Annotated in this window: 24 protein-coding genes; 10 read left to right on the top strand and 14 right to left on the bottom strand. The window is 63.9% G+C overall.

The annotated features are described in order from the left end of the window. Positions 1-21: 21 nt before the first annotated feature. Positions 22-1,764 (bottom strand): IlvD/Edd family dehydratase, encoded by a 1,743-nt coding sequence (locus ACFJI2_RS07795; RefSeq protein ID WP_107871872.1) that lies wholly within the window; start codon positions 1,762-1,764, stop codon positions 22-24. A gap of 167 nt (positions 1,765-1,931) precedes the next feature. On the opposite strand from ACFJI2_RS07795, the gene ACFJI2_RS07790 reads away from it, so the two are divergent. From ACFJI2_RS07790 to ACFJI2_RS07770, 5 genes are read left to right on the top strand one after another with little or no spacing between them, the layout of a single operon-like run. After that, positions 1,932-2,396 (top strand): YbaK/EbsC family protein, encoded by a 465-nt coding sequence (locus ACFJI2_RS07790; protein ID WP_107871870.1) that lies wholly within the window; start codon positions 1,932-1,934, stop codon positions 2,394-2,396. Beyond that, entirely contained in the window at positions 2,381-3,118 is a 738-nt protein-coding gene (locus tag ACFJI2_RS07785) for a type II CAAX prenyl endopeptidase Rce1 family protein (protein WP_377704490.1), read from the top strand. The genes ACFJI2_RS07790 and ACFJI2_RS07785 overlap by 16 nt, the downstream gene beginning before the upstream one ends. Before the next feature lie 21 nt (positions 3,119-3,139). After that, a complete protein-coding gene (locus ACFJI2_RS07780; protein WP_377704489.1) occupies positions 3,140-3,391 on the top strand; it encodes a hypothetical protein in 252 nt (83 codons plus the stop codon). Next, positions 3,385-3,627 carry a hypothetical protein gene (locus ACFJI2_RS07775; protein WP_107871864.1) on the top strand — a complete coding sequence of 81 codons (243 nt, stop codon included), beginning with the start codon at positions 3,385-3,387 and terminating at the stop codon, positions 3,625-3,627. The genes ACFJI2_RS07780 and ACFJI2_RS07775 overlap by 7 nt, the downstream gene beginning before the upstream one ends. 12 nt (positions 3,628-3,639) lie before the next feature. Continuing rightward, positions 3,640-4,494 carry a GFA family protein gene (locus tag ACFJI2_RS07770; protein WP_377704488.1) on the top strand — a complete coding sequence of 285 codons (855 nt, stop codon included), beginning with the start codon at positions 3,640-3,642 and terminating at the stop codon, positions 4,492-4,494. Between the two features lie 371 nt (positions 4,495-4,865). Here ACFJI2_RS07770 and ACFJI2_RS07765 read toward each other — a convergent pair whose 3' ends face one another. Then, positions 4,866-5,096 carry a hypothetical protein gene (locus ACFJI2_RS07765; protein ID WP_377704487.1) on the bottom strand — a complete coding sequence of 77 codons (231 nt, stop codon included), beginning with the start codon at positions 5,094-5,096 and terminating at the stop codon, positions 4,866-4,868. A 58-nt stretch (positions 5,097-5,154) separates the two neighbouring features. After that, entirely contained in the window at positions 5,155-6,057 is a 903-nt protein-coding gene (locus ACFJI2_RS07760; RefSeq protein WP_377704486.1) for an MBL fold metallo-hydrolase, read from the bottom strand. Between the two features lie 25 nt (positions 6,058-6,082). On the opposite strand from ACFJI2_RS07760, the gene ACFJI2_RS07755 reads away from it, so the two are divergent. Next, entirely contained in the window at positions 6,083-7,054 is a 972-nt protein-coding gene (locus tag ACFJI2_RS07755; protein WP_377704485.1) for a LysR family transcriptional regulator, read from the top strand. A 475-nt stretch (positions 7,055-7,529) separates the two neighbouring features. Here ACFJI2_RS07755 and ACFJI2_RS07750 read toward each other — a convergent pair whose 3' ends face one another. The 6 genes from ACFJI2_RS07750 to ACFJI2_RS07725 form a co-directional block, all read right to left on the bottom strand. Continuing rightward, entirely contained in the window at positions 7,530-8,048 is a 519-nt protein-coding gene (locus ACFJI2_RS07750; protein ID WP_377704484.1) for a GNAT family N-acetyltransferase, read from the bottom strand. A gap of 81 nt (positions 8,049-8,129) precedes the next feature. Then, positions 8,130-8,483, bottom strand: a complete 354-nt coding sequence (locus ACFJI2_RS07745) for a hypothetical protein (RefSeq protein WP_377704483.1) — start codon at positions 8,481-8,483, stop codon at positions 8,130-8,132. An 87-nt stretch (positions 8,484-8,570) separates the two neighbouring features. Next, entirely contained in the window at positions 8,571-8,969 is a 399-nt protein-coding gene (locus ACFJI2_RS07740) for a GFA family protein (RefSeq protein ID WP_377704482.1), read from the bottom strand. 71 nt (positions 8,970-9,040) lie between these two features. Continuing rightward, a complete protein-coding gene (locus ACFJI2_RS07735) occupies positions 9,041-9,436 on the bottom strand; it encodes an OsmC family protein (RefSeq protein ID WP_377704481.1) in 396 nt (131 codons plus the stop codon). A 442-nt stretch (positions 9,437-9,878) separates the two neighbouring features. Next, complete coding sequence (locus ACFJI2_RS07730) at positions 9,879-11,468, bottom strand: diguanylate cyclase domain-containing protein (RefSeq protein WP_377704480.1); 1,590 nt, start codon at positions 11,466-11,468, stop codon at positions 9,879-9,881. 87 nt (positions 11,469-11,555) lie between these two features. Beyond that, positions 11,556-11,726: a hypothetical protein gene (locus ACFJI2_RS07725; protein WP_377704479.1), complete on the bottom strand. Its 171-nt coding sequence runs from the start codon at positions 11,724-11,726 to the stop codon at positions 11,556-11,558. Positions 11,727-11,796: 70 nt separating this feature from the next. Here ACFJI2_RS07725 and ACFJI2_RS07720 point away from each other — a divergent pair, with 70 nt between their 5' ends. After that, positions 11,797-12,582 (top strand): alpha/beta fold hydrolase, encoded by a 786-nt coding sequence (locus ACFJI2_RS07720; protein WP_377704478.1) that lies wholly within the window; start codon positions 11,797-11,799, stop codon positions 12,580-12,582. An 89-nt stretch (positions 12,583-12,671) separates the two neighbouring features. Here ACFJI2_RS07720 and ACFJI2_RS07715 read toward each other — a convergent pair whose 3' ends face one another. The 4 genes from ACFJI2_RS07715 to ACFJI2_RS07700 all read right to left on the bottom strand — a co-directional run bounded on the left by ACFJI2_RS07715 (position 12,672) and on the right by ACFJI2_RS07700 (position 18,717). Further along, on the bottom strand, positions 12,672-13,730 hold the full coding sequence (locus ACFJI2_RS07715) for an aldose epimerase family protein (protein WP_377704477.1): 1,059 nt from the start codon (positions 13,728-13,730) through the stop codon (positions 12,672-12,674). Beyond that, entirely contained in the window at positions 13,727-14,707 is a 981-nt protein-coding gene (locus tag ACFJI2_RS07710) for a glycoside hydrolase family 43 protein (RefSeq protein ID WP_377704476.1), read from the bottom strand. The genes ACFJI2_RS07715 and ACFJI2_RS07710 overlap by 4 nt, the downstream gene beginning before the upstream one ends. Continuing rightward, positions 14,694-16,046: an MFS transporter gene (locus ACFJI2_RS07705; RefSeq protein WP_377704475.1), complete on the bottom strand. Its 1,353-nt coding sequence runs from the start codon at positions 16,044-16,046 to the stop codon at positions 14,694-14,696. The genes ACFJI2_RS07710 and ACFJI2_RS07705 overlap by 14 nt, the downstream gene beginning before the upstream one ends. Before the next feature lie 115 nt (positions 16,047-16,161). Further along, on the bottom strand, positions 16,162-18,717 hold the full coding sequence (locus ACFJI2_RS07700; protein ID WP_377704474.1) for a TonB-dependent receptor: 2,556 nt from the start codon (positions 18,715-18,717) through the stop codon (positions 16,162-16,164). A 292-nt stretch (positions 18,718-19,009) separates the two neighbouring features. On the opposite strand from ACFJI2_RS07700, the gene ACFJI2_RS07695 reads away from it, so the two are divergent. From ACFJI2_RS07695 to ACFJI2_RS07685, 3 genes are read left to right on the top strand one after another with little or no spacing between them, the layout of a single operon-like run. Beyond that, positions 19,010-21,136 carry a bifunctional 2',3'-cyclic-nucleotide 2'-phosphodiesterase/3'-nucleotidase gene (locus ACFJI2_RS07695; RefSeq protein ID WP_377704473.1) on the top strand — a complete coding sequence of 709 codons (2,127 nt, stop codon included), beginning with the start codon at positions 19,010-19,012 and terminating at the stop codon, positions 21,134-21,136. 8 nt (positions 21,137-21,144) lie between these two features. Next, a complete protein-coding gene (locus tag ACFJI2_RS07690; RefSeq protein WP_377704472.1) occupies positions 21,145-21,564 on the top strand; it encodes a hypothetical protein in 420 nt (139 codons plus the stop codon). Continuing rightward, the gene (locus ACFJI2_RS07685) at positions 21,513-21,878 is read left to right on the top strand and encodes a tetratricopeptide repeat protein (protein WP_377704471.1); all 366 of its coding nucleotides are present in this window, start codon (positions 21,513-21,515) and stop codon (positions 21,876-21,878) included. Before ACFJI2_RS07690 ends, ACFJI2_RS07685 begins: the two co-directional genes overlap by 52 nt. A 74-nt stretch (positions 21,879-21,952) precedes the next feature. On the opposite strand, the gene ACFJI2_RS07680 is transcribed toward ACFJI2_RS07685, so the two are convergent. Next, on the bottom strand, positions 21,953-23,182 hold the full coding sequence (locus tag ACFJI2_RS07680) for an ATP-binding protein (RefSeq protein WP_377705808.1): 1,230 nt from the start codon (positions 23,180-23,182) through the stop codon (positions 21,953-21,955). Between the last annotated feature and the right edge of the window lie 188 nt (positions 23,183-23,370).

The raw sequence follows: 23,370 nt of genomic DNA, 5'->3' as shown, positions 1-23,370 counted from the left end.
GCGCGTAACCCGCCAATCTTTTTAGTGTGAATGCTTGGGAACGGCCGAGCCGCGGCTGCCGACCAGGAAGTCGAAATCGCAGCCTTCGTCGGCTTGCAGCACGTGGTCTATGTACAGCTGCTGGTAGCCCGACTTGGCGCCCTCCACTTTCTGCTCGGCGCGCGCCGCCAGGCGCTGCTTCATTTCCTCGTCCGGGATTTCCAGGTTCAGCAGGCCGCCTGCGCAGTCCAGCGTGATGAAGTCGCCGTCGCGCACGATGCCTAGCGGGCCGCCGGCCATCGCCTCGGGCGCCACGTGCAGCACCACGGTGCCGTAGGCGGTGCCGCTCATGCGGGCGTCCGAGATGCGCACCATGTCCTTCACGCCTGCCGCCAGCAGCTTGGGCGGCAGGCCCATATTGCCCACTTCCGCCATGCCGGGGTAGCCTTTCGGGCCGCAGTTCTTCATCACAAGGATGGAGCTGGCATCGACGTCCAGGTCCGGGTCCATGATGCGTTCCTTGTAGTGCTCGAAGTTCTCGAACACCACGGCCTTGCCGCGATGCTGCATCAGCGCCGGGGTGGCGGCGGACGGCTTGAGCACCGCGCCGCGCGGCGCCAGGTTGCCGCGCAGGATGCAGATGCCGCCATCCTTGAGCAGCGGCTTGTCCAGCGGACGGATCACTTCATCGTCGTAGATCGGCGCATCGTTATTGTTTTCCCACAGCGTCTTGCCGTTGGCGGTCAGCGCGTCCTTGTGCGGCAGCATGCCGCCCTCGCCCATGCGGCGGATCACGCCCGGCAGGCCGCCGGCGTAGTAGAACTCTTCCATCAGGAAGCGGCCCGAGGGCAGCAGGTCCACCACGGTTGGCTGTCCACGGCCGATGCGGGTCCAGTCTTCCAGCTCCAGGTCCACGCCGATGCGGCCGGCGATGGCCTTCAGGTGGATCACGGCGTTGGTGGAACCGCCGATGGCGGCGTTCACGCGGATGGCGTTCTCGAACGCTTCCTTGGTCAGGATCTTGGACAGGCGCAGGTCTTCCCACACCATGTCCACGATGCGCATGCCCGACATATGGGCCAGCACGTAGCGGCGCGCGTCCACTGCGGGGATGGCGGCGTTGTGCGGCAAGGTGGTGCCCAGCGCTTCGGCCATGCAGGCCATGGTCGACGCGGTGCCCATGGTGTTGCAGGTACCGGCCGAACGCGAGTGGCCCGCTTCGGCGGCCAGGAATTTGTGCATGGAGATCTCGCCGGCTTTCACCTGCTCGTGCAACTGCCATACGGCGGTGCCGGAACCGATGCTCTTGCCGTCCAGCTTACCGTTCAGCATGGGGCCGCCCGAGACCACGATGGTGGGCACGTCCACCGACGCGGCGCCCATCAGCAGCGCCGGGGTGGTCTTGTCGCAGCCGACCAGCAGCACCACGGCGTCCATTGGATTGCCGCGGATGGATTCTTCCACGTCCATGGACGCGAGGTTACGGGTCAGCATGGCCGTTGGGCGCAGATTCGACTCGCCGTTCGAGAAGACCGGGAATTCAACCGGGAAGCCGCCGGCCTCCAGGATGCCGCGCTTGACGTGTTCGGCCAGCTTGCGGAAATGGGCATTGCAAGGGGTGAGTTCGGACCAGGTGTTGCAAATGCCGATGATGGGCTTGCCCTGGAATTCGTGGTCTGGAATGCCTTGGTTCTTCATCCAGCTGCGGTACATGAAACCGTTCTTGTCCTGCGTACCGAACCACTGCGCCGAGCGCAGTTCCACTTTTTTCTTCGTCTCCGACATGCAAAATCTCCTGTAATTTTTCGCACTGCAATAGTGGAATACTAAAGAAGGTATCGATGCCTTTCCAATGAATTAAAAATCGATATCGATACTAAAATTGATATCGCTTGTGAAAGTTGCCTTGCGCTTATAATCTGTATAACTTTTATACTCTTTCCCACCGTCCCATGAGCCTGCAATCCGTGCGCGAATTTTTTGCCTCCAGACAGCTGGACCTGCCCATTATCGAACTGGAGGTGAGCACCGCCACGGTGGCGCTGGCGGCCGAGGCGCACGGGGTGGAGCCGGGCCGGATCGCCAAGACGCTGTCGTTCCGACTGGGCGACGGCCGCGCCATCCTGCTGGTGGCCAGCGGCGACGCGCGCATCGACAACCGCAAGTTCAAGGACGCCTTCGGCAAGGGCCGCATGATGGACGCCGACGACGTGGTGCGCATGACCGGCCACCCGGTGGGCGGCGTGTGTCCCTTCGGCCTGGCCGAGCCGCTGCCGGTCTATCTGGACGCGTCGCTGCGCAAGTACGATGAAGTGCTGCCCGCCGCCGGCGCCGTGCACAGCGCGGTGCGCATCACGCCCGAACAGATTGCCGCCGTGACGGCCGGCCAGTGGGTGGACGTGTGCCAGCAGGCGTGAACGACGCCATGGTCAAGCCGCAGTCCGACGCCGAGCGGACGTGGAGCGAGATCAAGCACGAAATCGCCATGTTCGCCGATTTCGTGCGCCGGCCGCGCCGCACGCTGGGCGGCGAGAAAAAATGGCTGAGCCGCTTCCTGCTGCTGTGGGGGCTGTGCCTGGCCGTGGCGCTGCTGCAGATTCCGCTGGAACTGGGTTTCGAGCAGTTTGCGCCGTCCATCAAGTACGCCCTCACTGCCGACACCAGGTTCATGCTGATGGCGGTGTTCATCGCGCCGGTGGTGGAAGAACTGGCGTTCCGCGCCGGGCTGCGCAGCGCGCGCTACACCTTGTTCCTCGGGCCGGCGCTGTTCATCGTCTCGCGTCCCGGCACCTGGCAGCTGTCCCTGGCGCTGATGGCTGCCCTCGCCCTGATCGGCCTGATGGACTGGATCTACCGCCGCCATCTGGCCCGTCCCGGCCTGGTCATGCGGCGCGGCCGCGCCTTCCTGCGGCGCTACCGGCTCGTGGTATGGTCGTACGCCGGCGCGTTTGCCGTCATCCATGTCGGCAATTTCGAATATTCGCACAAGGCCGCCTTCCTGATGCCGCTGATGCTGCTGCCGCAACTGTTCTGCGGCCTGGTGTTCAGCTACATCCGCATCCGCCACGGCCTGCTCTACAGCATACTGCTGCACGCGGCCTACAACGCCAGCCTGTGCTCCGTGCTGCTGCTGGGATGACCTTCTTGCTATATTTTGGACATGGACTACGAAACCGTCGGCAAACTGATATTCGGCCTGAATCGGCTGCAATGTGAACTGAGCCAGTTCAGGGCAGCGGGCGCGCCCGCCGAGGGGGCCGCATGGGATGCGCTGCTGGCCGATGTCGCGGCGGCGGAAAACGTGCTGGACACGATACAGCGCCGCCCGGCCGAGCTGGACATCGACCAAGTGAAAGCCGCGCTGGAGCGCTGCGTTCGGGCCAGTGACACGCTGAAAGGCATGCAATGCTGATATTGAAAGTCATCATGGTCATATTCGTGGTCGCGGTGGGCATACCGTGCCAGCTGATCGACTACCGGCACCGCAGGAAGAACGCCTACGTGCCCGGCCATGGCTGGTCCTATTATTCACGCCTGAAGCGCGAGGGCAGCTGGGAGGGCCGCTTCATGATGAACAGCGCCTACATGGGCATCGCCCTCATCCTCGCCATGCTGGGCTTGCTGGCCGCCCATTTGTTCCGTGCCTGAAGGAGCTGACCAATGCCCTCACCATCCCGCAAACCTGAACCCGCCGCCGGCATCAAGCGCGTGGGCGCGACAGAGATCCAGCCGCTGCACCTGGCGCATTGCCATTGCGGCGCGGTGGAGCTGGAACTGTCGCTGCCGGACGGCATCGTCGACCCGCACCGGTGCGATTGCTCGATCTGCCGGCGCAAGGGTGCCATAGTCGCGCCGGTGCCCTTGTCCGGCATCCGTGTGGTCCGCGGTCAGGACGTGCTGACGCTGTACCAGTTCAACACCTGCAAGGCGCGGCACTACTTCTGCTCCGTGTGCGGCATTTACACGCACCACCAGCGCCGCTCCAATCCCGGGCAGTACGGCTACAACGTCGGCTGCCTGGATGGCGTTAATCCCTTCGACCTGGGCGACGTGCCGACCAACGACGGCGTAAACCACCCCGTCGGACCGCCAGCCATGACGGCACAGCCTTCCGGCTATTCCGGCACCCCGCTTGCGAAGAAGCTCGGCATCAAGTCCGGCCGCGCGGTTTACGTGTCCGCCGCGCCCGGCGATTACGCGGCCCTGCTGGCGCCGCTGCCAGACGATGTGGCGTTCGAGCCCGCCATGTCTGTAACGACCGACATCGTGCACCTGTTCTGCGACCGCAGCGCCGCGCTGGCCGCCCTGCTTGCCGAGGCAAAACGCACGCTGAAGCCCGATGCGGCCGTATGGGTGTCGTGGCCGAAGAAGGCCGCCAAAGTCCCGACCGACATCACCGAAGACACAATCCGCGCGCTGGCGCTGCCGCTGGGTTTCGTGGACGTCAAAGTGTGCGCCGTGAGCGAGATCTGGTCAGGTCAGACGCTGGTTGTGCGCAAGGAGCTGCGCGCGTAAGAGAATCGATGACCGGCCGGTGCCGCCCTGAAGCCGTCGGTCGCGCTGCATGATCTTTTGACCTAACAACTAATTCTTCAGCAATTGCCAGTAGTTCTCGGTCCCCTTGCCGTCGCTAATCACCGTCGCATAGATTGCCATGGCAGCCGTCACCTCATGGAAATCAGCCTGACGAGACGTGGTTTGTTCCTGTCCGAATAAAGGCGGCGCGCCAACCCCGCCACTGGACGCCTGCTTCGAGCGCGGCGGGCTTCCGTCTCCGTGCCCAAAACCGCCCATCAGCCGTACATCCCCGAACGAACGGCTGATGCCTCAAGCCGGCGCAATATAGCTGATCTGCCCGTCCTGAAAGCCTGTGGGGGTAAAGCGGTTCACGGCGATGCGCCAAAGGTATCGTAAAAGCAGTAGCCCATGAAGCCATGTGAGAAATCACGCCCAAGGCGGAGCTCACCATACTGTTTCGAGAACAGCGACACGGTGGCCCGCCGGCTGAAGATTCGATCCGGATCATTCAGTTTTCCGAAACGGGATTTGTTTCCCGCTTCACCTCGCAACCCTATGCGGTTGGCTGCAAGCCCGCCACCACGGCCATGCTGGTCCACGTCGATGATCCCGAATGCGGTCACCGAGATGCGGCCGCAGCCGCGAGCAAAGCGCTAATCACGGCGCCACTTCGACCACCCGGTCGTTATAGGCTACGGGCACCCAACGGTAGGATTGGCCGTCCTTGCGCAAATGGCCCATCCCCGGGAACGAGAAGTGGGGAGCAGCGACGACCACACCGCTCGCGGCCACTTCGTCGAAAAGCTTGCGGCGGGAGACTGAGGCTTCGGGCTGGTTCTCGTCGTACGAAATGGTGATCCCGGGATGTGCCAATTGAACCTCGGCGACGTGCGCCGAATCGCCCACGAACAGCATACGATGGCCCTTGCTCTCTACGAGGTAAGCGCTGTGTCCCGGCGTGTGGCCAGGCATCGGGCGGGCAGTGATGCCAGGCAGGACCTCACCGGTGTCCGGCAGATACTTGACGCGACCGGCATCCAGATACGGCCCCACAGTCGCCTTGGGCGCCGGTTGGTTGATCCAGTACGCCACTTCCTTGCGGTCGGCATAGACCACCGCATTCGGGAATAGGCGCTTGCCGCCAATCGACAGGCCGCCGGAATGGTCGCCGTGAATGTGCGTCAGCAGAACGGCATCGATTTGCTCGGGCTTGTAACCCGCTGCCGCCAAATTGGCCAGCAAATGGCCGCTGGTGGGGCCGAACAGCTCGCCGGCGCCGGTGTCTACCAGGATTCGGTGTTTGCCAGTGTCCAGAAGGTAGACATTGATGGACAGGTCCAGCTTGTCATGCAGGTGATTGGCACGCAGCTCGGCACGCGCCGTCTTTGCGTCGCTCAGGATCTCGGTGACGTCGCGCGCTGCCACGCCATCCGACAGGACGGTAACTTTAATATCGCCCAACATTGCGCGATGAAAGCCCGGCGCTTGGTCAGCCGCGAAAGCCTGCATTGGGGCCTGTGCGTAGATCGCAACCAAGGCCGCTGCAATCATTCGTTTCATGACAGTCTCCTCTTGAGGGTGGTGAATGATTGCCATTGTGGACGCGGCCGACCTATACTACAAATCAATTGTTTATATTCGACCCATAACCCATATGGATATAAGACCTCCCGACCTTGCTTTGCTGGTATCGCTCAACGCCCTGCTCCAGGAGAACAACGTGACACGGGCCGCCGCCCGGCTCCATATCAGCCAGCCTGCACTGTCCGCGCAACTGGCCCGCTTGCGAAACCTGTTCGGGGATCCGCTCCTTTTGCCTTCGGAAAGCGGCCGCGGCATGGTGCCTACCCCGCGTGCGCTGGCGTTACGTGATGGATTGCGGGAGTCGCTGCGTCAACTGGAAGCTGCCGTACGTGACCCCGAGTCGTTTGATCCGGCCCGGGCCGAACGCAGGTTCATGGTTGCTGCCAACGACAACGTCGTGACGATGTTTGGCATCGAGCTGGTGCGACGCATTGCAGCAAGCGGCGGAAAAGGCCTGCGTGCGGGTTTCTGCGAGCCGAACCTGGATGGTATCGTGGCCCGGATGGAACGAGGAGAGCTCGATCTGATCCTGGGTGCGGTGCAGTCGATCCCGCCACAGCTGAGGGCAGTGCCCCTCTCCAGCGAGCGGTACGTGATGGCACAAAGACGTGGCCACCCACGCGGGACACGCGCACCAACGCTGAAACAGTTCTGCGCTTTAGGACATGTGCTGGTCTCCACCAAAGGGGACTTTCACAGCTTCCTGGACCAGCGCCTGGGCGAACTCGGGCAGAAGCGCCAGGTCGTGGTGGTGGTACCGCATTACAACCTTGTACCGACCATACTGGCGAATACCGACTATGTGTGCACGCTGCCGATCAGGTTCCTGCAGAAGTTTGAAGGGCAGTTAGATATTTTCAAGCTTCCGTTCGACCTGCCCGAGTTTGCCATCGCGATGGCATGGCATCCGCGCAGCGAACACGACGCCGGACATCGCTGGCTGCGCGAGCAATTGAAGTCAGTTCAACTTTAGAGTCGGGCTGTAATGCCCCATCGGTTCCTGCTCAACTCAAGCCGCTAACGGCCACCGCACCCGCAAAAATCGACGAAAAAATGGCCAAAAATACCTGAAACGATAGGCGCATGTTGCCTGCAACACGATAAAAACCGATTACGGACTTAACATAGGGCTCATTAGTTACCCAATCCCGGCCGCGTTGCAATCAGTGCGTACAAGAGCGGCACGGAAACGATTAAAGTGAGGGCAAACAATCCCACGGCGAAGCGATTGTGCTTCACTGCCCCCTTGGGAGGATATCGTCCATACGTAATTAATCGAAGCAGTAGCCAACCGGGCCAATAGAATACTTTCTCGATCAATGCTCCAAAAAGTCGACTAACAAGGCCCTTAATAGCCGAGCCAATCGCATCAACAATCCAGTCACCCATGTAGCGTTCTCATATTAGGAAAACTGCAGAGACAATATTCCTAGCCGACAGGAGGCCGCTTAGCTGCGCTCACGCACGTAACTACCGATGGCCTTGCCGTGCAGCTCAGTCTCCATTTCGTAGGCCATCCCCAAGCGCTCTGCAACGCGACGGGACGATTCATTATCTGCACTGATAAGCGCCTGAACTTTAGGTTCGCGCCGCACCTCGAATACATAATTCAAGACCGCCTCAGCCGCCTCGCTCGCAATCCCTTTCCCCCAGAATGCCCGATAAGTATTCCATCCCATTTCTATCACAGTTGATTGTTCGCGAAAGAAAGCTCCCACACTGCCGACGAGCTGGCCAGTCTGCTTGTCCTCTATAGCCCACCAACCAGCGCCGTGGACGAGCCATAATCCGGCATGTGAAGTGAAGATTCGCCAAGCCGTCTGACGGTCAGCTGAGCCTAAGTGAACCGAGCTTTCCGGATTCATCAAATGGTCTGCAAACAAATCGAAGTCGGCGCGCCGATATTCGCGAAGCGTCAGTCGCTCTGTCTGAAGGTGCGGTACGGAAGTGGTGAAGGTGTAATTCATCAGGAGTGCATCCTTTAATTTTTGCGAAAGTACTAGGGGCTATGCACCATCTGCTGCTGGCCGTGAGACGGCAAGTTGCTATCACACGACAGATGGCCTGGCCCGCAGACTATTTCCAAGCTCCATACCGAACCACACAAGCACTGCAAAGCCGGCCAGTAAGGGAAGCGCTAGTAAAGCAAACCCGTAGGTGACCAACACTACAGGCGACCACATGATTAACAATCCAATAAAAGTTCCTAGGCTGATGGCTCTATGCAATGGGCGCGCGATAAAGATGCCTTCCAACATTCCTATTGACAGGCCGGTGATTGCGACCGCAAGCCACTGAGCCAAGCCAGGAAATTCTTCGAAGACTGTGTATGCGATAAAGGCTGCCAGCGGATTTGCCACGGCACCGCACGCACCCACTATCGCTGTCTTGGGTATCTTCATTGCAGGCGAAAGGTCAGATTTCCTGGTTTGTTGGACGGCTATCGGCCGGCTGCTGTTGTCCCAATGCGTTGAACATGCTGTCACCAGCTAGAGGTGGCGCACTTCTGCTGGCGGATGTTCCCAATTATCGTTTCTACCGTCCAGATAAGTAATGGGCGCATTCACCAGTTCTTCCGGCGTCACATCGTCCAGGCATGGCAGATTTACTGCATAGAACTCGCCCCAGCGCGGCGAGCGGCCGATGCCGAAAGAGCGGACACCGCAGTGCTTGCAAAACAATTGCTGGTCGGTCTTGGTCAGAAATTGATATTTGGTGAGCTCCGTTTCGCCCGACAGCAATCGAAACGCGGCCGGCTTCACGATAGCCGGCCAGAATCTGATCTTTGTGCAGATGGAGCAATTGCACCGGATGGTGCCTTCGCTCAGGTCGATGTCCGCTTCGAACCGGACGATGCCGCAATGACAGCTGCCACGATATGTCTTCACTTGTGTTCCAGTTGAGCCGGGATTGCACCGACTCTAGCAGGCCATTGCCGATATGGCAACCACGCTGCCGTTTATACGCGGGTCACCGGCACGCCGGCGCGTATGGTGTTGTGGACTTCGGCCACGGCATCGGTCTCGCGCAGCAGCCTGGCGATGTCGTCGGCGCAGGCGGATGAGCTGATGGAGGCGGTGTAGCGGATGTCGCTGGCCGCTAGGCCCACAGCGGCGAATTCGCCGCTTGCCTGCACGTGCGCGCCGTCGATGGGGATGCCCAGGCGCTGCGCTTCGCGGTACAGGTCGTTGCAATAGCAGGTGGCAAGCGCCAGCATGAGAAATTCGCCGCCATTCACGGCTGAACCCTGGCCGGAAGGCTTGGGCGGTATGGTCAGCGCTCGGCCGTTCCCAGCCGTGTCTACCGACACCAGATGCCCGGCGGCCGAACTGTCCACTGTCGCGGAAATGCGCATGCGCCTCCTCCTGTGAGTAATTTTGCACGCCTTCCGTATTGTGCCAGAATCGTTCCTCGTCAACATGCCAAGAACGAACACCATGCATCTGCCAACTCAATGGCCCGCAGCGCGGCTGGCGTCCCGAGTCTGCCGCTACGCTGTCTCGGCCACCGGTATGGCGGTGGCGGCGCAAGCCCTGGCGGACATGCCCCCTGCGACGCGCACCGCCTCCGAACAGACGTTGGCGTCTTTTTATCCCACGCCGGACAAGCGGGCTTTCGTAGGCCTGTCCGACCACGGCTGGCCGGCAACGGCGGCCATTGTTCTCGACAGGGACGGGAAAATCCTGCTGCTGGCCCGCCGCGGAGAGGCCAGGCCACACCCCGGCCGTCACGGTGAAGGATTGCCGGGGCGGCATCGTCAAGCTGCAGGACTTGGTGTCGAAGCCTGGCGGCAGCCGCTAGGGGCAGCTGCTAAGCACCCCGCTAAGCGCCGCCGCTTTGCGCGCGGCCTTGGCCTGGTACATGGCGTCATCCGCTGCGGCCAGCAGGCTCTCCAGCGTGGCGCCGGCCTGCGGGAACACGGCCGCGCCGATGCTGGCGGCGGCTTGCAGGGCGATGCCGTTCACCACATAAGGCTCGGCCATGAGCTTGCCGAGCTTGTCCACCACGTTCGCCGTTTCCGCCGCACCCGCGCCGCACAGCACCACGGCGAATTCGTCGCCGCCGAGACGCGCGGCCACGTCGGCCTTCCTGAGCTGCGAGGTGAGGCGCGCCGTGGCGCTGATCAGCAGCTCGTCGCCGGCCGCGTGGCCGTAGGTGTCGTTGATGGTCTTGAAGTTGTCCAGGTCCAGGTAGAGTACCGACAGCGGCGCGTGGCTGCGGCTGGCGATGGCAATCTGGCGCTCCAGGAAGTCGGTGAACATGGCGCGGTTGGCAATGCCGGTGAGGACGTCGTGCGTGGCCTGGTGCCTGGCCTGCTGCAGCATGGCGGACGCCTTCACCATCGCGTCCGCCACTTCGTCCGCCTCGCGCAGGCCGTAGCTGGCTGGCTGCACGCGCTCGCCGGCGCCCAGCGCCAGCGCGGGCGGTATCAGCCCGGCCAGAGAACGGCGTATGCGGGTGCCGATGCGCCACGCGAAGAACAGGCTGCTGCCCAGCAGGCCGGCCGTGGCCAGCAGCAGCGACCACAGCTTGCGGTTCATTTCGGCGCCGAGCTGGTCGAGCGGGATGCCGATCACCACGGTCCATTCGGAGTTGCTCGCTTGCGCCAGCACGGCCAGGATAGGGACGCCATCCAGCGACTGCGTCTCGAACGCGCCCTCGGACCGCTGGCGCAGGCGCTGCATCACCTGCGGAATCGCCTGCTTGCCCATGAAGCGCTTCATGTCCTGCGAGCGCGCCACGATCAGGCCGTTGCGGTCGATGACGCTGGTGACCCAGTGCGCCGGATAGCGCTGCTGCCGCAGCACGGCTTCAAAGCGTTCGGCGGCGATGGTTGCGGTCAGCGCGTAGCGCTGCCCTGCCGTGCCGCGCACGGGAATGCCGACCGAGACAATATGCCGGCTGGAGACCGGTCCCACGAACAGGCTGGATATAAAAGTGCTGTCGCGCGCCATGATGAAGCGCAGCGCCTGGTCCTGCGGATCGCGCGGCAGCGGCTGGCCGTACGGCAGGAAGGTATTTATGAGCTGCTGGCCGGCCGCGTCCTCCAGCACGATGTTAAAAATATTCTGCTGTGCGCCCAGCTTGCGCGCCTGCGCATCGAATGCCCGCAGATCGTTGGCGGCGAGGCCGGGTGACGTGGCCAGCGCCACCAGCGCCGACTCCACCATGGCCAGTTCCTTGTCGATCTCCAGCGCATTGGCGCGCGCCGTGGCCATGGCGCTGTGGACGAAATTGTCGCGGCTCTGCTGGTAGTCGTACCAGATCATGGCCACGGCCATGAGCGCGGCGGGAAGGATGCAGGCCAGTACCAGTAAAACCAGGCGGGAACGGATGGAGGGCGCGTGCTGGAGCGGGTTCGCGGGGACGGCGGAGAGTGTTTTCAAAGCTAATTCGCGTAACGTTTTCTTGCCATCTTACAATGAATCTCTCTGCGCAGATATTTCACCCACGATCAGGCTTGTATGCCAGAATTAGTTTTTCACCAACATGCCCTGAAAGACATGAACGTTAAAAAACTCGCTGTCCTCCTCGCCGCCAGCGCGGCACCCACCGCCTTCGCTGCAGCCTCCTTCGAGCACCAAGCCGCGTTTGCCAAGCCCCAGCAGATGGTGGACATTGGCGGGCGCAAGCTGAACCTGCATTGCAGCGGCAGCGGCCCGCTCACGGTGGTGTTCGACTCGCCATCCGGCGACGCGGCCTGGAGCTGGATCAATGTGCAGCCGCAGATCGCCATGCGCACCCGCGCCTGCGTTTTACGACCGCGCCGGGTTGGGTTTCAGCGAGCCTTCGCCGCGCGAAGGGGTGTCCGGCCATGCGGTGGAGGATCTCCATGCGCTGCTTGGCAAGGCCGGGATTGCGCCGCCGTATGTGATGGTCGGGAACTCCTACGGCGGCGCGAACGTGCAGCTGTACGCCTACCGCTATCCGGATGAGGTGAAGGGCCTGGTGCTGGTGGAGCCGCAGCACGAGGACGAGACCGAGCGGCTGGACAAGGTAGTGCAGGGCAAATTGAAGCAGGCGTACGCGCAGCAGAACGAGGAAGAAAAGGCTTGCGCGGCGCAGGCAGAGCAAGGCTTCAAGCCGGGCAGCGAGGAGCTGAAGCGGTGCATAGGCGGGATGCGGGACGGCTTCGGGCCGGAGCTGGCGCAGGCCTACCTGGGCGTGGTGTCGTCGGCCCAGCACTGGCGTGCGGCCACGTCGGAGGACTTCAACTTCGACAAGGGCAACGCGCAGCTGCGCGAGGCGCGGCGCAGCTTCGGCAATATGCCGGTGGTGGTGCTGACACGCGGGGTGAGTCCGTTTGCGGTGCCGGGCAAGCCGCAGAGCGCGCTGAACAAGGCGTTCGAGGCCGAGAACCGCAAGATGCACAAGGAAGTCGCGGCGCTGTCCAAACACGGAACCGAGCGCGTGGTGCCGGGCGCGGGGCACATCATCCAGGCCGACAAGCCGGAAGCCGTGGTCAAGGCCATAGCCGAGGTGCTGAACAAGCTGCGTTAGCGGTGATGGTGGCGGGTTACGGTGAGGGCGTTCCTAGGGCGGATTAGCGGGGCGTGCCCCGCTAATCCGCCGATACGCGGCCAGCCCGCTCAGCCCGCGCTGAAGCGGTACAGCGACTCGGTGAAGTAGGTATCGCCCGGACGGAGAATGGCGCCGGGCCACTCGGGATGGTTGGGCGAGTCCGGATGGTGCTGGGGTTCTAGGCACAAGCCGCTGCGGTAGTCGTAGCTGCGGCCCTTCCCTTTCAGGCTGCCATCCAGGAAATTACCGCTGTAGAACTGCAGCCCCGGTTCGCGCGTGAACAGTTCCAGCACGCGGCCGGACTGCGGGTCGCGCAAGGTGGCAGCCAGTCCCAGTTCGCCGCTCTGGTTGTTCAGCACCCAGTTGTGGTCATAGCCCTTGCCGTTGGCCAGCTGCGCGTCCCCTGCGCCGATGCGCGAGCCGATGGCTTGTGGGGCGCGGAAGTCGAACGGCGAGCCGGCCACCGGCGCCAGCTCGCCCAGCGGGATGGACTTGCCGTCGATCGGCGTGTAGCGGTCCGCCTGGATGGTGAGCTCGTGGCCCAGGATGTCGCCCTGCCCCGCCAGGTTGAAATAAGCGTGCTGCGTGAGGTTGACCGGGGTGGCCTGGTCGGTCACGGCGGTGTAGCGCACGCGCAGCTCGTTGGCGTTGTTGAGCTCATACACCACTTCCACCCGCAGGTTGCCGGGGTAGCCTTGTTCGCCGTCGCGGCTCAGGTACACCAGCGTGAGACCGACCGAGTCCGGCGCCACGAAGGGCGTGGCTTGCCACACTTGCTTGTGGAAGCCCTGCGCACCGCCGTGCAGGTGGTTCTCGCCGTCGTTCACGTCCAGCTGCACGGTGCGCCCGTCCAGCTCGAAGCGGCCGTGCTTGATGCGGTTGCCGTAGCGGCCGATCAGCGCGCCGAAGTACGGCACGTCGCCGCAGTACGGCGTCACGCTGTCGAAGCCGTGCGTCACGTCGGCCAGGCGGCCGTCGCGGTCGGGCACGTGCAGCTCGGTGACGATGCCGCCGTAGTTGGTGATCTTGACCTTCATGCCGCTGCGGTTGGTCAGCGTGTACAGGTTGACCGCCACGCCGCCGGTGGTGGCGCCGAACGGTGCTTCGGTAATGCGCAGTTCCATCATGCCTCCGATGCCTTGCCGAATACCGGCATGCCCTGCTCGTCCCAGCGCAGCGCCTTGACGAAGGTGTGGCGGTCCGGGTTCCACAGCGGGTCGCCGACAATCTCAGTATAGGTGCGCGCGTGGTAAACCAGCAGCACTTCATCGTCGTCGCCGTAGGTGAAGCTGTTGTGGCCGGGGCCGTAGATTTTGCCATCGTAGCAGGTGCGCAGCACCGGCTGCTCCAGCTTGGCCCACGAGGCCGGGTCCAGCAGGTCGGCGTTCTCGTCCGCCCAGAGCAGGCCCATGGCGTAGTTTTCGTCGGTGGCGCTGGCCGAGTAGCTGATGAATATCTTGCCGTTGCGCTTGAGGACGGACGGGCCTTCGTTGACCCAGAAGCCGCGGATTTCCCAGTCGAATTCCGGCTTGCTGAGCATGACCGGCGGGCCGCCCAGCTGCCACGGCGTTGCCATCGGCGCGATGTAGAGGTTGGAATTGCCTTCGATGGCCACGTCCTTTTGCGCCCACAGGTAGTACAGCTGGCCCTTGTGGGTGAAGGTGGTGGCGTCCAGGCAGAAGGTGTCGATGCCGGTGTCGATCTGGCCCATGAATTCCCACTCGCCTTCGAGCGGGTTGGCGTTCTTGTTGCGGATGGCGTACATGCGGTGCTGGAACAGCTTGTACTTGATCTCGCGGCTGGGCGCGGCGGCGAAGTAGACGTACCAGGCGCCGTCGTTGTAGTGCAGCTCGGGCGCCCATACCAGTTCGCTCCACGCGCCGCTGTCGGGCTTGAACCAGACGTCGACTTTCTCGGCGTCGGCCAGGCCGGCAATGGTGCGCGCGCGGCGCAGTTCAATGCGGTCGTACTGCGGCACCGAGGCGGTGAAGTAGTAATAGCCGTCGGTGTGCTTGTAGATATAGGGATCGGCGCGTTGCTCGATCAGGGGCTTCAAAGTCTCAGCCACGTAAGTCTCCAGTTCCAAAAATTCAGCCTGCCACATAGCCTTGCGATTTCATCTCGGCCTTCACTTCCGTGTAGTACGCGTCGCTGATGCGGTATTTGAACATCAGCATGCCCATCAGGAAGTGGAAGAAGCCGGGAATAATGGACAGCATCAGCGCGATGCCAGTGAGCGCGAACGGGGTCTGCTCCTGGTTGGGCTGGTAGTTAAAGTAAGTCAGCAGCACGCCCACCAGCACGCCGGCGATGCCCATGCCTGCCTTCTGGCACACGGAAATACCGCCGAAGGCAAAGCCGGAGACGCGCTTGCCGGTCTTCACCTGGCCGTAGTCGATGGTCTCGGCGATGGCCGACCAGAATACCGGCGCGTGCAGGTCCACCACGAAGGACAGCAGGAAGTACAGCACGAAGGCCAGCATGATGTCGCCCGGCTTTACCAGCGCGTAGATCATCACGCTGATGATGGCCACGCCGATCTGGGTGTAGCGGAACAGCTTGACCTTGCAATAGAACTTGGTGATCCAGGTCGAGGCGATCATGGACACGATGGCCGCGCCCACGCCGATGGACATGAAGGTGGACACCACGGCGGTGTTCCCGCCCAGGTAGTACTTGGCGTAGTAGATGGCCACCGAGCCGCGCAGCACGTAGCCGATGGTACCGGTAACACAGACGCCGCACAAAATCAGCCACTGGTCGTTGCGCAGCAGGAGCTTCAGTTGCACCCACAGCGACTGGCGCTCCACCACGTGCGTGACGCGCTCGGTGGTGGTGAAGAAGCAGAACAGGAACAGCGCCACGCCCATGGCGGCCATCACGGCCATGGCGGCCTGGTAGCCCACCGCAGGATTGCCGCTGCCCCAGCGCTCGGCCAGCACCGGCACCACGATGGTGACCAGGAAGCCGGCGATCTTGGCGAAGAACAGGCGGTAGCCGTTGGCCGACAGGCGCTCCTGCGGGTCGCCGGTCAGGCTGCTGGGCAGCGAGATATAGGGTATGCCCACGCCGGCCGTCATCACGGTCATCAGGATGTAGGTGGAATAGGCCCACAGCAGCTTGGCGTCGTAACCCCAGTCCGGGGTGGAGAACACGAAGAACACGCTGATGCCGTAGGGGACGGCGAGCAGCAGGAAGTATGGGCGGTAGCGGCCCCAGCGGCTGGTGTAGCGGTCGGTGATCTGGCCCATGACCAGGTCGGCGGCGGCGCCGACGAACTTCACCACCAGGAACAGCATCGCCAAATCGGCCGTGTGCAGGCCGTAGATGTCGGTGTAGAAGAAGGTAATGATCAGCATCATCGACGAGATCACCACGTTCAGGGCCATGTCGCCGGCGCCGAAGCCGATTTTTTCCAGCGTGCTGAGCTTTTGGGTACGCATAGTTGTTCCGATACTTTTAATGTACAAGAGCCGCCGGGGCGGAGGGCCTCGGCGGCTCGCGGCGGCTTACGGCGCTTTGCGCACCAAGCCGCCCTACGCCAATTTTCAACGCAGCTTACATCTTCCAGCGCAGCGACAGGCCGATGGTGCGGTCGTAGCGGCGCACGTCGCGCGGGTTGGTCGGGATGCCGTGGTAGTCGTTGTACGTGCGGTCCAGCAGGTTTTCCACGTCCAGCGTGACGCCCATGTTGTCGTTGATCTTGTACGACAGCGACGCATCGGCGGTCTTGATCGGATCCACGATCAGGTCCAGGCCCAGGGCGCGGTAGTTGTACGTATCGACGAAACGGCTGCGCCAGTTGTAGGCCACGCGGGCCGACCATGGGCCGCGCTCATACAGGCCGACGATATTGTAGGCGTTCTTCGACATACCCTGGAAAGGATTTTTCTTGCCATCCTCCATCAGGTAGCCCTTCATATAGGTGTAGTTCGCTTCCAGGCCGAAGCCGCTCAGCCAGCCGGGCAGGAAGTCGTAGAACTGGCGGTAGCCCAGCTCGATGCCTTCCAGCTGGCCGTCGTTCACGTTGCGCGGACGGTCCATGCGGTAGGTCTTGCCGTCGATCTGCTCCAGGCTCAGGCGGCGGATCACGTAGTCCTCGAACTTGTGCTTGAAGACGGTGGCGGTCACGCTGCCGGTCGGGGCGAAGTACCATTCCAGCGCCGCGTCCACGTTCTTGCCGACGATGGGCTTCAGGTCCGGGTTGCCGCCGTTGCCGTCGTACACGCCGGCCGAATTCGGCGTGGCGCCCAGCGATACGCCGGGGTTGAAGTCGCCGAAGTTCGGGCGCTGCACGGCCTTGCCGGCGTTCAGGCGGGCGATCAGGTCGCGGCGCAGCGTGGCTTTCAGGGTCAGGTTGGGCAGCACGTCGGTCGAGGACGTGTCGCGGTTCACCGCCACCGGATTGCCGTTGATGTTGCTGAAGCCGTTCACGTCCAGTTCGGTGCGCACCACGCGCACGCCGGCCGTGCCGTCGAACTGCACGCCGAAGGCGTCGAAGCCGAAGCGGGTCTTGCCGTAGAACGCGGTGGTGTCTTCACCGTTGCGGTACAGCGAGTACGGATCGGGCGCGGTCTTGCCGTCGCGGCCATACAGCTTGCGGATGGCGTCGATGTTGGCGTGCTGGTAGCCGGCGCACGCCACCAGCCACTGGTTCATGCCGTAGTCGTTGGCCAGCTGCATGGACGGGCACAGCAGGCCGGGCAGCGAGGAGACGGACGGCGGATTGGCCAGCCCGGGCAGGAAGTTGTTACTCTCGTGCATATACGACGCCTTGCGCTGCGCCAGGCGCACGCCGCCGCTGAATTCGCGGAAGAAGTGCTCGTCGCCGTTGTTGTAGATGGCGTCGGCGCGCCAGTCGTTCGACTGGCCGCCCGAGGCTTGCCAGTTGTCGATGAAGGCGCCCAGGCGGTAGTTGGCCGGGTTGGTCATGTCGTAGCCCGGATAGTCGAAGTAGGCGCCGCCGTTCACGTAGGTGCTGCCCACCATCTTGGTCGGGCTCGCCGTCATTTCCAGGATAGGGAATTCCTGCTTCCAGCGGCTGTTCACGCGGGAGAATTCGGTGGTCAGGCGCAGGTCCGGGGTCACGTCCCAGCGCGCGCCGATGGCGCCCTGGTGGCTTTCCGAGTCATCCTGCGGCGCCTGGTTGGAGCTGAGCGCGAACAGGCCGTTCGGATTGGTGGAGGTGACCGTGGCGACCTGCTTGGTTCCGGGGAAGAAGGTGTAGGTGGAATTCGCGTTCCAGCCCACGCCGCCGAGGAAGAACTGGCGCTCCATGTCGTGGTCGATGCGGGTGGACCAGCCTTCGGCGTACAGTTCCACCGTGTTCGACGGACGCCATTGCAAGGCCCAGTTGGCGGACAGGCGCACACGCTTGCCCAGCGCGTTCACGTGGCCCAGGTCGATCGGACCGGTGGCGGCAGGGTCACCCGGCACCAGGTGCTCCGGCGGCGCGCTCCAGGTGATTTCGTCGTGATAGTTGCCCTTCTGGTAGGACAGGCCGAGCAGCGCGCCCACATCGCCGAAATCGGTCTTCCAGCGGTTCGAGATCATGCCCGACGCTTGCGGATCGTTGGTCTTGGCCTTGTCGCGGTTTTCCACGCGGCCGGCCAGGTTGGCGGTAAAGCCCTTGAAGTCGAACGGACGCGAGGTGCGCACGTCGATCACGCCGGCAGTGCCGCCTTCGACCATGTCCGCGCTCTGGGTCTTGTAGACGTCCACGCGCTGCAGCATGGTGGTCGGGATGTCGGCCAGGAACAGGCTGCGGCCGTTGGAGGTGTAGATTTCGCGGCCGTTCAGCAGGGTCACGAGGCCGGGCAAGCCGCGCACGATGATGGAGCTGGCTTCGCCGGACTCGCGGCGGATCTGCACGCCGGAAACGCGGCCCAGTACTTCAGCCACGTTCTTGTCCGGGAACTTGCCCGCTTCTTCGGCAACGATGGAGTCAATCACCTCGTCGGCGTTGCGCTTGATGGTCTGCGCGCTTTGCGCCGCCTTGCGCACGCCGGTCACGGTCACGACCGGACCCGCGTCGGCGGCGGGCGCTTCCTGCGCCCAGACGGAGGCGCTACTCAGCAAGCCGGCTGCAAGCAGCGTGCCGACGGAAGCTTTCAAGATAAAAGTAGAAGATTTGGCCGCAATTTGGCCGGTGGTCCGTTCCATAAGGTCTCCGTCTGTTTTAGTTATATGTGCAGGAAGCACATCCCTGCCAGTTCGGAATCAATCTTATTAGGTAGACCGAATACAATCCAATCAATTTTTAACCGTTTCCGATACCGTTTTCGATATCCCGTGCCGTGCGCGAAAGCGTGACATTACCATACCCGCGCACTGTAGAAGGAGTGTCATGCGCTTGTCATTCAAGCAAGGTAGAGTCTTGCCGTTATCAACCGACGGAAGCACCGCAATGACCAAGAATAAGACACTGGCAGCAGTCATCGCCTCCCTAGCCGCAGCCAGCCTGGCCGGCTGTTCCAGCAACGGCGACGTGCCGCCGGCGCCAACGCCCGCGCCCTACGCCGAAGGCACCACGGTGACGCTGGCGCTGCTGGAAACCACCGACCTGCACGCCAATGTCATGAGCTATAACTATTACTCACTGGCGGAAGACACCACGCTGGGTGTGGAGCGCACCTCCACCCTGGTGCAGGCCGCGCGCGCCGAGTTCCCGAACAATATCCTGCTCGACAACGGCGACACCATCCAGGGCACGCTGCTGGGCGACCTGCAGGCCGTCACCTCGCCGGTGCCGTGCAGCGCCACGCTGGCCATCCACAAGGCCATGAACAGCATGAAGTTCGACGCGGGCGGCATGGGCAACCACGAATTCAACTACGGCCTGCCCTACCTGAGCCAGGTGACCAATACCGAATTCGGCATTGCTGGCGTGAGCAAGCCCGCAGGCAACTGCGGCGCGCCCACCTTCCCGCTGGTGCTGACCAACGTGACCGGCGTGGCCAGCGGCAAGCCCATCTTCTCGCCCTACACCCTGTTGGCGCGCGAATTCGCCGGTACCGGCCCGGACGGCAAGCCGGTCAGCGTGAAGCTGAATATCGGCGTAATGAGCTTTGTGCCGCCGCAGATCCTGGAATGGGACCAGAAGAACCTGGCCGGCAAGGTGGCCGTGACCGGTGCGGTGGAAGCGGCGCGCAAATACGTGCCCGAACTGCGCGCCAAGGGCGCCAACCTGGTGGTGGCGCTGTCGCACGGCGGCCTCGATGCCAGCGCCTACAGCCCGAAGATGGAAAACGCCAGCTACCACCTGACCACGCCGGGCATGGACATCGATGCGCTGATGATAGGCCACTCGCACTTGATCTTCCCCAAGGGTAAAGAGACCGGCGCCGCCGCGCTGGACCCGTCCTTCACCGCCCTGCCCGCCAGCGCCAACGTGGACGGCGTGAACGGCTTCGTGAACGGCGTGCCCACCGTGATGGCGCAGAGCTGGGGGCGCCGCCTGGGCATCATCAAGCTGCAGCTGGTCTACCAGGGCAACAAGTGGGTGGTTGCGCCGGGCAAGACCACAGTGGAATCGCGCGGCTTCAAGTACACCGACGGCACCACCAACGTGAAGGCCGATCCGGCCATCGCCGCGCAAGTGATCACGGAGCACGCCGCCACCATCGCCTACGCCAAGCAGCCGCTGGGCGTGAGCACGGACTTCCAGATGTCGGCCTACTTCGCGCTGGCCGGCGACGTGAGCGCCATCCAGCTGGTGAACCAGGCACAGATCGACTACGTGAAAAACTTCATCGCCACCAGCACCGACGCCACGCTGGCCGGCTACAAGTCGATTCCCGTGATCTCGTGCAGCGCGCCGTTCAAGGCCGGCCGCAACGGCCCATCCGACTTCACCGACGTGGCGCCGGGCGCCAGCGCGGCCGCGCCGGTGGGCCTGCAAGTGCGCAATCCGGGCGACCTTTACCTGTACAGCAATAACAACCTGCAGGCGGTGAAGATCAAGGGTTCGGACCTGAAGGCGTGGCTGGAAACGGCGGCGCGCCAGTTCGGCCAGATCGACCCGGCTAAAACGGCCGAACAGGACCTGGTGCCGAGCTACGGCACCATCTACAACTACGACGTGTTCTACGCCGAGAACAACGAGCTGACATACCAGATCGACGTGACCAAGCCGGCCGGCAGCCGCATCGTGGGCCTGAGCTACAAGGGCAAGCCGGTGGCGGACGCGGACGACTTCATCGTGGCCACCAACGACTACCGCGCGGGCGGCGGCGGCGCGGTGCCCGGCATCGACGGCAGCAAGACCATCATCAAGTCGCCGGACGCCAACCAGACCGTGGTGAGCAACTACCTGCAGGCGCTGGGCAAGAGCAGCGGCAAGGTCACGCTGGCGGCCAACGGCAGCGCGCGCAGCTGGAGCTTCGTGAAAGTGGCGACGGCCGGTCCGGTGATCCTGCGTTCGGCGCCGGGCCACCTGGCGCAGGCCAAGGCCAGCGGCCTGGCCAACGTGACGGCCGAAGGCGGGCTCGATGCCAGCGGCTTCGCCAAGTACACGATAGACCTGAGCAAGTGATGCCCGCCATGAAAAGCACACATCTGCTTGCGGGGGCATCGGTGGTGCTGGCGGGCGCGGTGCTGGCCTGGAGCTCGCACCGCGCCAGCGCTCCGGCGGCCGCGCCGTCGGCTGCACAGATAGAAGCGGCCGCCATGGCGGCTGCGCAGACCGGCAATCCCGAAGCGCGCCAGCAGCTACAACGCTGGGCGCGGCAAGGGTTGCCGGTGGCCGAGCGTGAGCTGGGCACGCTGTACCGCAAGCAGCCGGAGCGCCAGGGCGCGGCACGCCAGCTGCTGGAGCACGCGGCGCGCGCAGGCGACGCGGAAGCGGCGTTCCAGCTGGGCGAGCTGCTGCGCGGAGGCAGTCCGGTACAGGCGGGCTTGCCGGAGCAGGCATGGCCGTGTACCGCCAAGCCGCCGAGGCGCGCCACGCCAAGGCGGCGCTGATCCTGGGGCAGATGGCGGCCAACGGCGAAGGCATGCGCAAGGACGCGGCGGCGTCCGTACGCTGGCTGGCCGTCGCCAGCGAGCTGGGGAACGCGCACGCGATGTTCTTGCTGTCCAACGCCTACCGATATGGGATAGGAGTGCAGCGCGACGAGGCCAAAGGCCTGAAGCTGCTGGAAGACGCGGCTGAACACGAATACCCGCCCGCGCTTCAAGACCTTGCCATGGCCGTGCAAAACGACGACGCGCAGCGCGCCGGGCATTTGCTGAAAGAAGCAGCGGAACACCGGCGCAATAACTGGAACAAGTATTAGCGGCACGGATTAGCGCCACCGGCGGCGCGCGGCGGGTTAGGCGGCGCATGCCGCCGTAACCCGCCGAACCGCAGTCAACCGCCCCCGCCGCGCAGCTCCAGCGCATAGGCACGGGTGGTGCTCGGCAGCCGGTAGCGTGCGCGCGGGCCGCTGTGGTCCACCATCGCCAACGAATGGCTCACCAGCCCTGCCAGCGCATCGATCGCCTCATACAGCGAGAACCCGTGCGGTGCCAGCGCGGCAGCTGCCGCCTCGATCCCAAATCCATCCGGCAACGCCGCCAGCTGCTGCAAGGCGCAGCGCATAGGCTCGGCCAGCAGCGCATAACTCCAGTCCAGCGCCGCGCGCATCGACTGGTGCCGTAGCGGCGCATTACGGCGGCCACGGCGCAGCAGCCGCAGCATGTCCTCCAGCCCCGCCGCAGTCTGCTCCACGCCCAGCGCAGGCACGCAGGCCGCAGCCAGCTCGATCGCCAGTGGCAGCCCCTCCAGCCTGCGGCAGATCACCGCGATCTGCACCGCCACGCGCTGCGCCGGCAGAAAGCCGCCGTCCGCCGCGCGCACGCGCGCCACGAACAGCTGCACCGCGCTGTACTGCAGCAGGTGCGCCGCATCCACCACGTCCACGTCCGGCACTGCCAGCGGCGGCACGCGCCAGACCGTCTCGCCTGCAGCTAACAAGGGCTGGCGGCTGGTCACCAGCAGCCGCAGTTGCGGGCAGCGCTGCAACAGCTCCTCCGCCAGCCGTGCCACCGCATCCGGCACATGCTCGCAATTGTCCAGCACCAGCAGCACCGGCTGCTGGCCTATGCCGGCGGCCAGCGCGGCAAGCGCCTGGGTGTCCGCCAGCGCAGTATATGCCTCACCAGGCGACGCACTGGGTACCGCCCCGAGGGTCGCCCCGGGTGTCGGGCCAGGCGCCTCCCCGGGCACCTCGCCAGGTGCCGCGCTGGGTGCGGCGCTGGATGATGCCCCAGCCGCCGGGCCAGAACTCGCGCCCGGAGCAGCAATCCCAGAGTGGCCGTTGAGCGCCAGTCCCAGAGCGCCCGCCACGACACCGGCGACGCCCGCCGCATCGCCAGCCTCCGCCAATTCAGCCCACGCCACGCAACGCTCAGGCACGGCCGACGCAGCCGCAACCCGATGCGCCATGCCCAGCGCCAGCAGCGTCTTGCCGATACCGCCGGTGCCGGCCAAAGTCAGCAAGCGGCAGCCGTCCAGGCGCCCCAGCGCATCGTGCAGCTGCGCCTCGCGGCCTATCAGCTCCGCCATCGGCAGCGGCAAGGGCCGCGCGCGAAGCCGCATTTCCACGCTCCACGACGCGGCGGCCGCAGCGGCCGCACCGGACGCACCGGACGCACCTAACGCACCGCGCACACCATGCACACCATGCACACCATGCACACCGGACACGCCGGCCGCACCGGGCGTCGCCGCATTCAGCCGCCCCGCAAACACATAACCCCGCCCCGCCACGGTCCCGATCAGATTCC

The sequence above is a fragment of the Pseudoduganella sp. UC29_71 genome (genome assembly GCF_042693265.1).
GTDB lineage: Bacteria > Pseudomonadota > Gammaproteobacteria > Burkholderiales > Burkholderiaceae_D > Rugamonas.
This window is presented reverse-complemented; position numbering and strand designations above follow the sequence as displayed.

Coding starts and splice junctions, on each gene's coding strand:
- ACFJI2_RS07795 (WP_107871872.1), bottom strand. CDS start 1,764: ATGTCGGAGACGAAGAAAAAAGTGGAACTGCGCTCGGCGCAGTGGTTC.
- ACFJI2_RS07790 (WP_107871870.1), top strand. CDS start 1,932: ATGAGCCTGCAATCCGTGCGCGAATTTTTTGCCTCCAGACAGCTGGAC.
- ACFJI2_RS07780 (WP_377704489.1), top strand. CDS start 3,140: ATGGACTACGAAACCGTCGGCAAACTGATATTCGGCCTGAATCGGCTG.
- ACFJI2_RS07775 (WP_107871864.1), top strand. CDS start 3,385: ATGCTGATATTGAAAGTCATCATGGTCATATTCGTGGTCGCGGTGGGC.
- ACFJI2_RS07770 (WP_377704488.1), top strand. CDS start 3,640: ATGCCCTCACCATCCCGCAAACCTGAACCCGCCGCCGGCATCAAGCGC.
- ACFJI2_RS07760 (WP_377704486.1), bottom strand. CDS start 6,057: ATGAAACGAATGATTGCAGCGGCCTTGGTTGCGATCTACGCACAGGCC.
- ACFJI2_RS07755 (WP_377704485.1), top strand. CDS start 6,083: ATGATTGCCATTGTGGACGCGGCCGACCTATACTACAAATCAATTGTT.
- ACFJI2_RS07750 (WP_377704484.1), bottom strand. CDS start 8,048: ATGAATTACACCTTCACCACTTCCGTACCGCACCTTCAGACAGAGCGA.
- ACFJI2_RS07745 (WP_377704483.1), bottom strand. CDS start 8,483: ATGAAGATACCCAAGACAGCGATAGTGGGTGCGTGCGGTGCCGTGGCA.
- ACFJI2_RS07735 (WP_377704481.1), bottom strand. CDS start 9,436: ATGCGCATTTCCGCGACAGTGGACAGTTCGGCCGCCGGGCATCTGGTG.
- ACFJI2_RS07725 (WP_377704479.1), bottom strand. CDS start 11,726: ATGCAGGTTCAGCTTGCGCCCGCCAATGTCCACCATCTGCTGGGGCTT.
- ACFJI2_RS07720 (WP_377704478.1), top strand. CDS start 11,797: ATGTGCAGCCGCAGATCGCCATGCGCACCCGCGCCTGCGTTTTACGAC.
- ACFJI2_RS07715 (WP_377704477.1), bottom strand. CDS start 13,730: ATGATGGAACTGCGCATTACCGAAGCACCGTTCGGCGCCACCACCGGC.
- ACFJI2_RS07710 (WP_377704476.1), bottom strand. CDS start 14,707: ATGTGGCAGGCTGAATTTTTGGAACTGGAGACTTACGTGGCTGAGACT.
- ACFJI2_RS07705 (WP_377704475.1), bottom strand. CDS start 16,046: ATGCGTACCCAAAAGCTCAGCACGCTGGAAAAAATCGGCTTCGGCGCC.
- ACFJI2_RS07695 (WP_377704473.1), top strand. CDS start 19,010: ATGACCAAGAATAAGACACTGGCAGCAGTCATCGCCTCCCTAGCCGCA.
- ACFJI2_RS07690 (WP_377704472.1), top strand. CDS start 21,145: ATGAAAAGCACACATCTGCTTGCGGGGGCATCGGTGGTGCTGGCGGGC.
- ACFJI2_RS07685 (WP_377704471.1), top strand. CDS start 21,513: ATGGCCGTGTACCGCCAAGCCGCCGAGGCGCGCCACGCCAAGGCGGCG.
- ACFJI2_RS07680 (WP_377705808.1), bottom strand. CDS start 23,182: ATGCGGCTTCGCGCGCGGCCCTTGCCGCTGCCGATGGCGGAGCTGATA.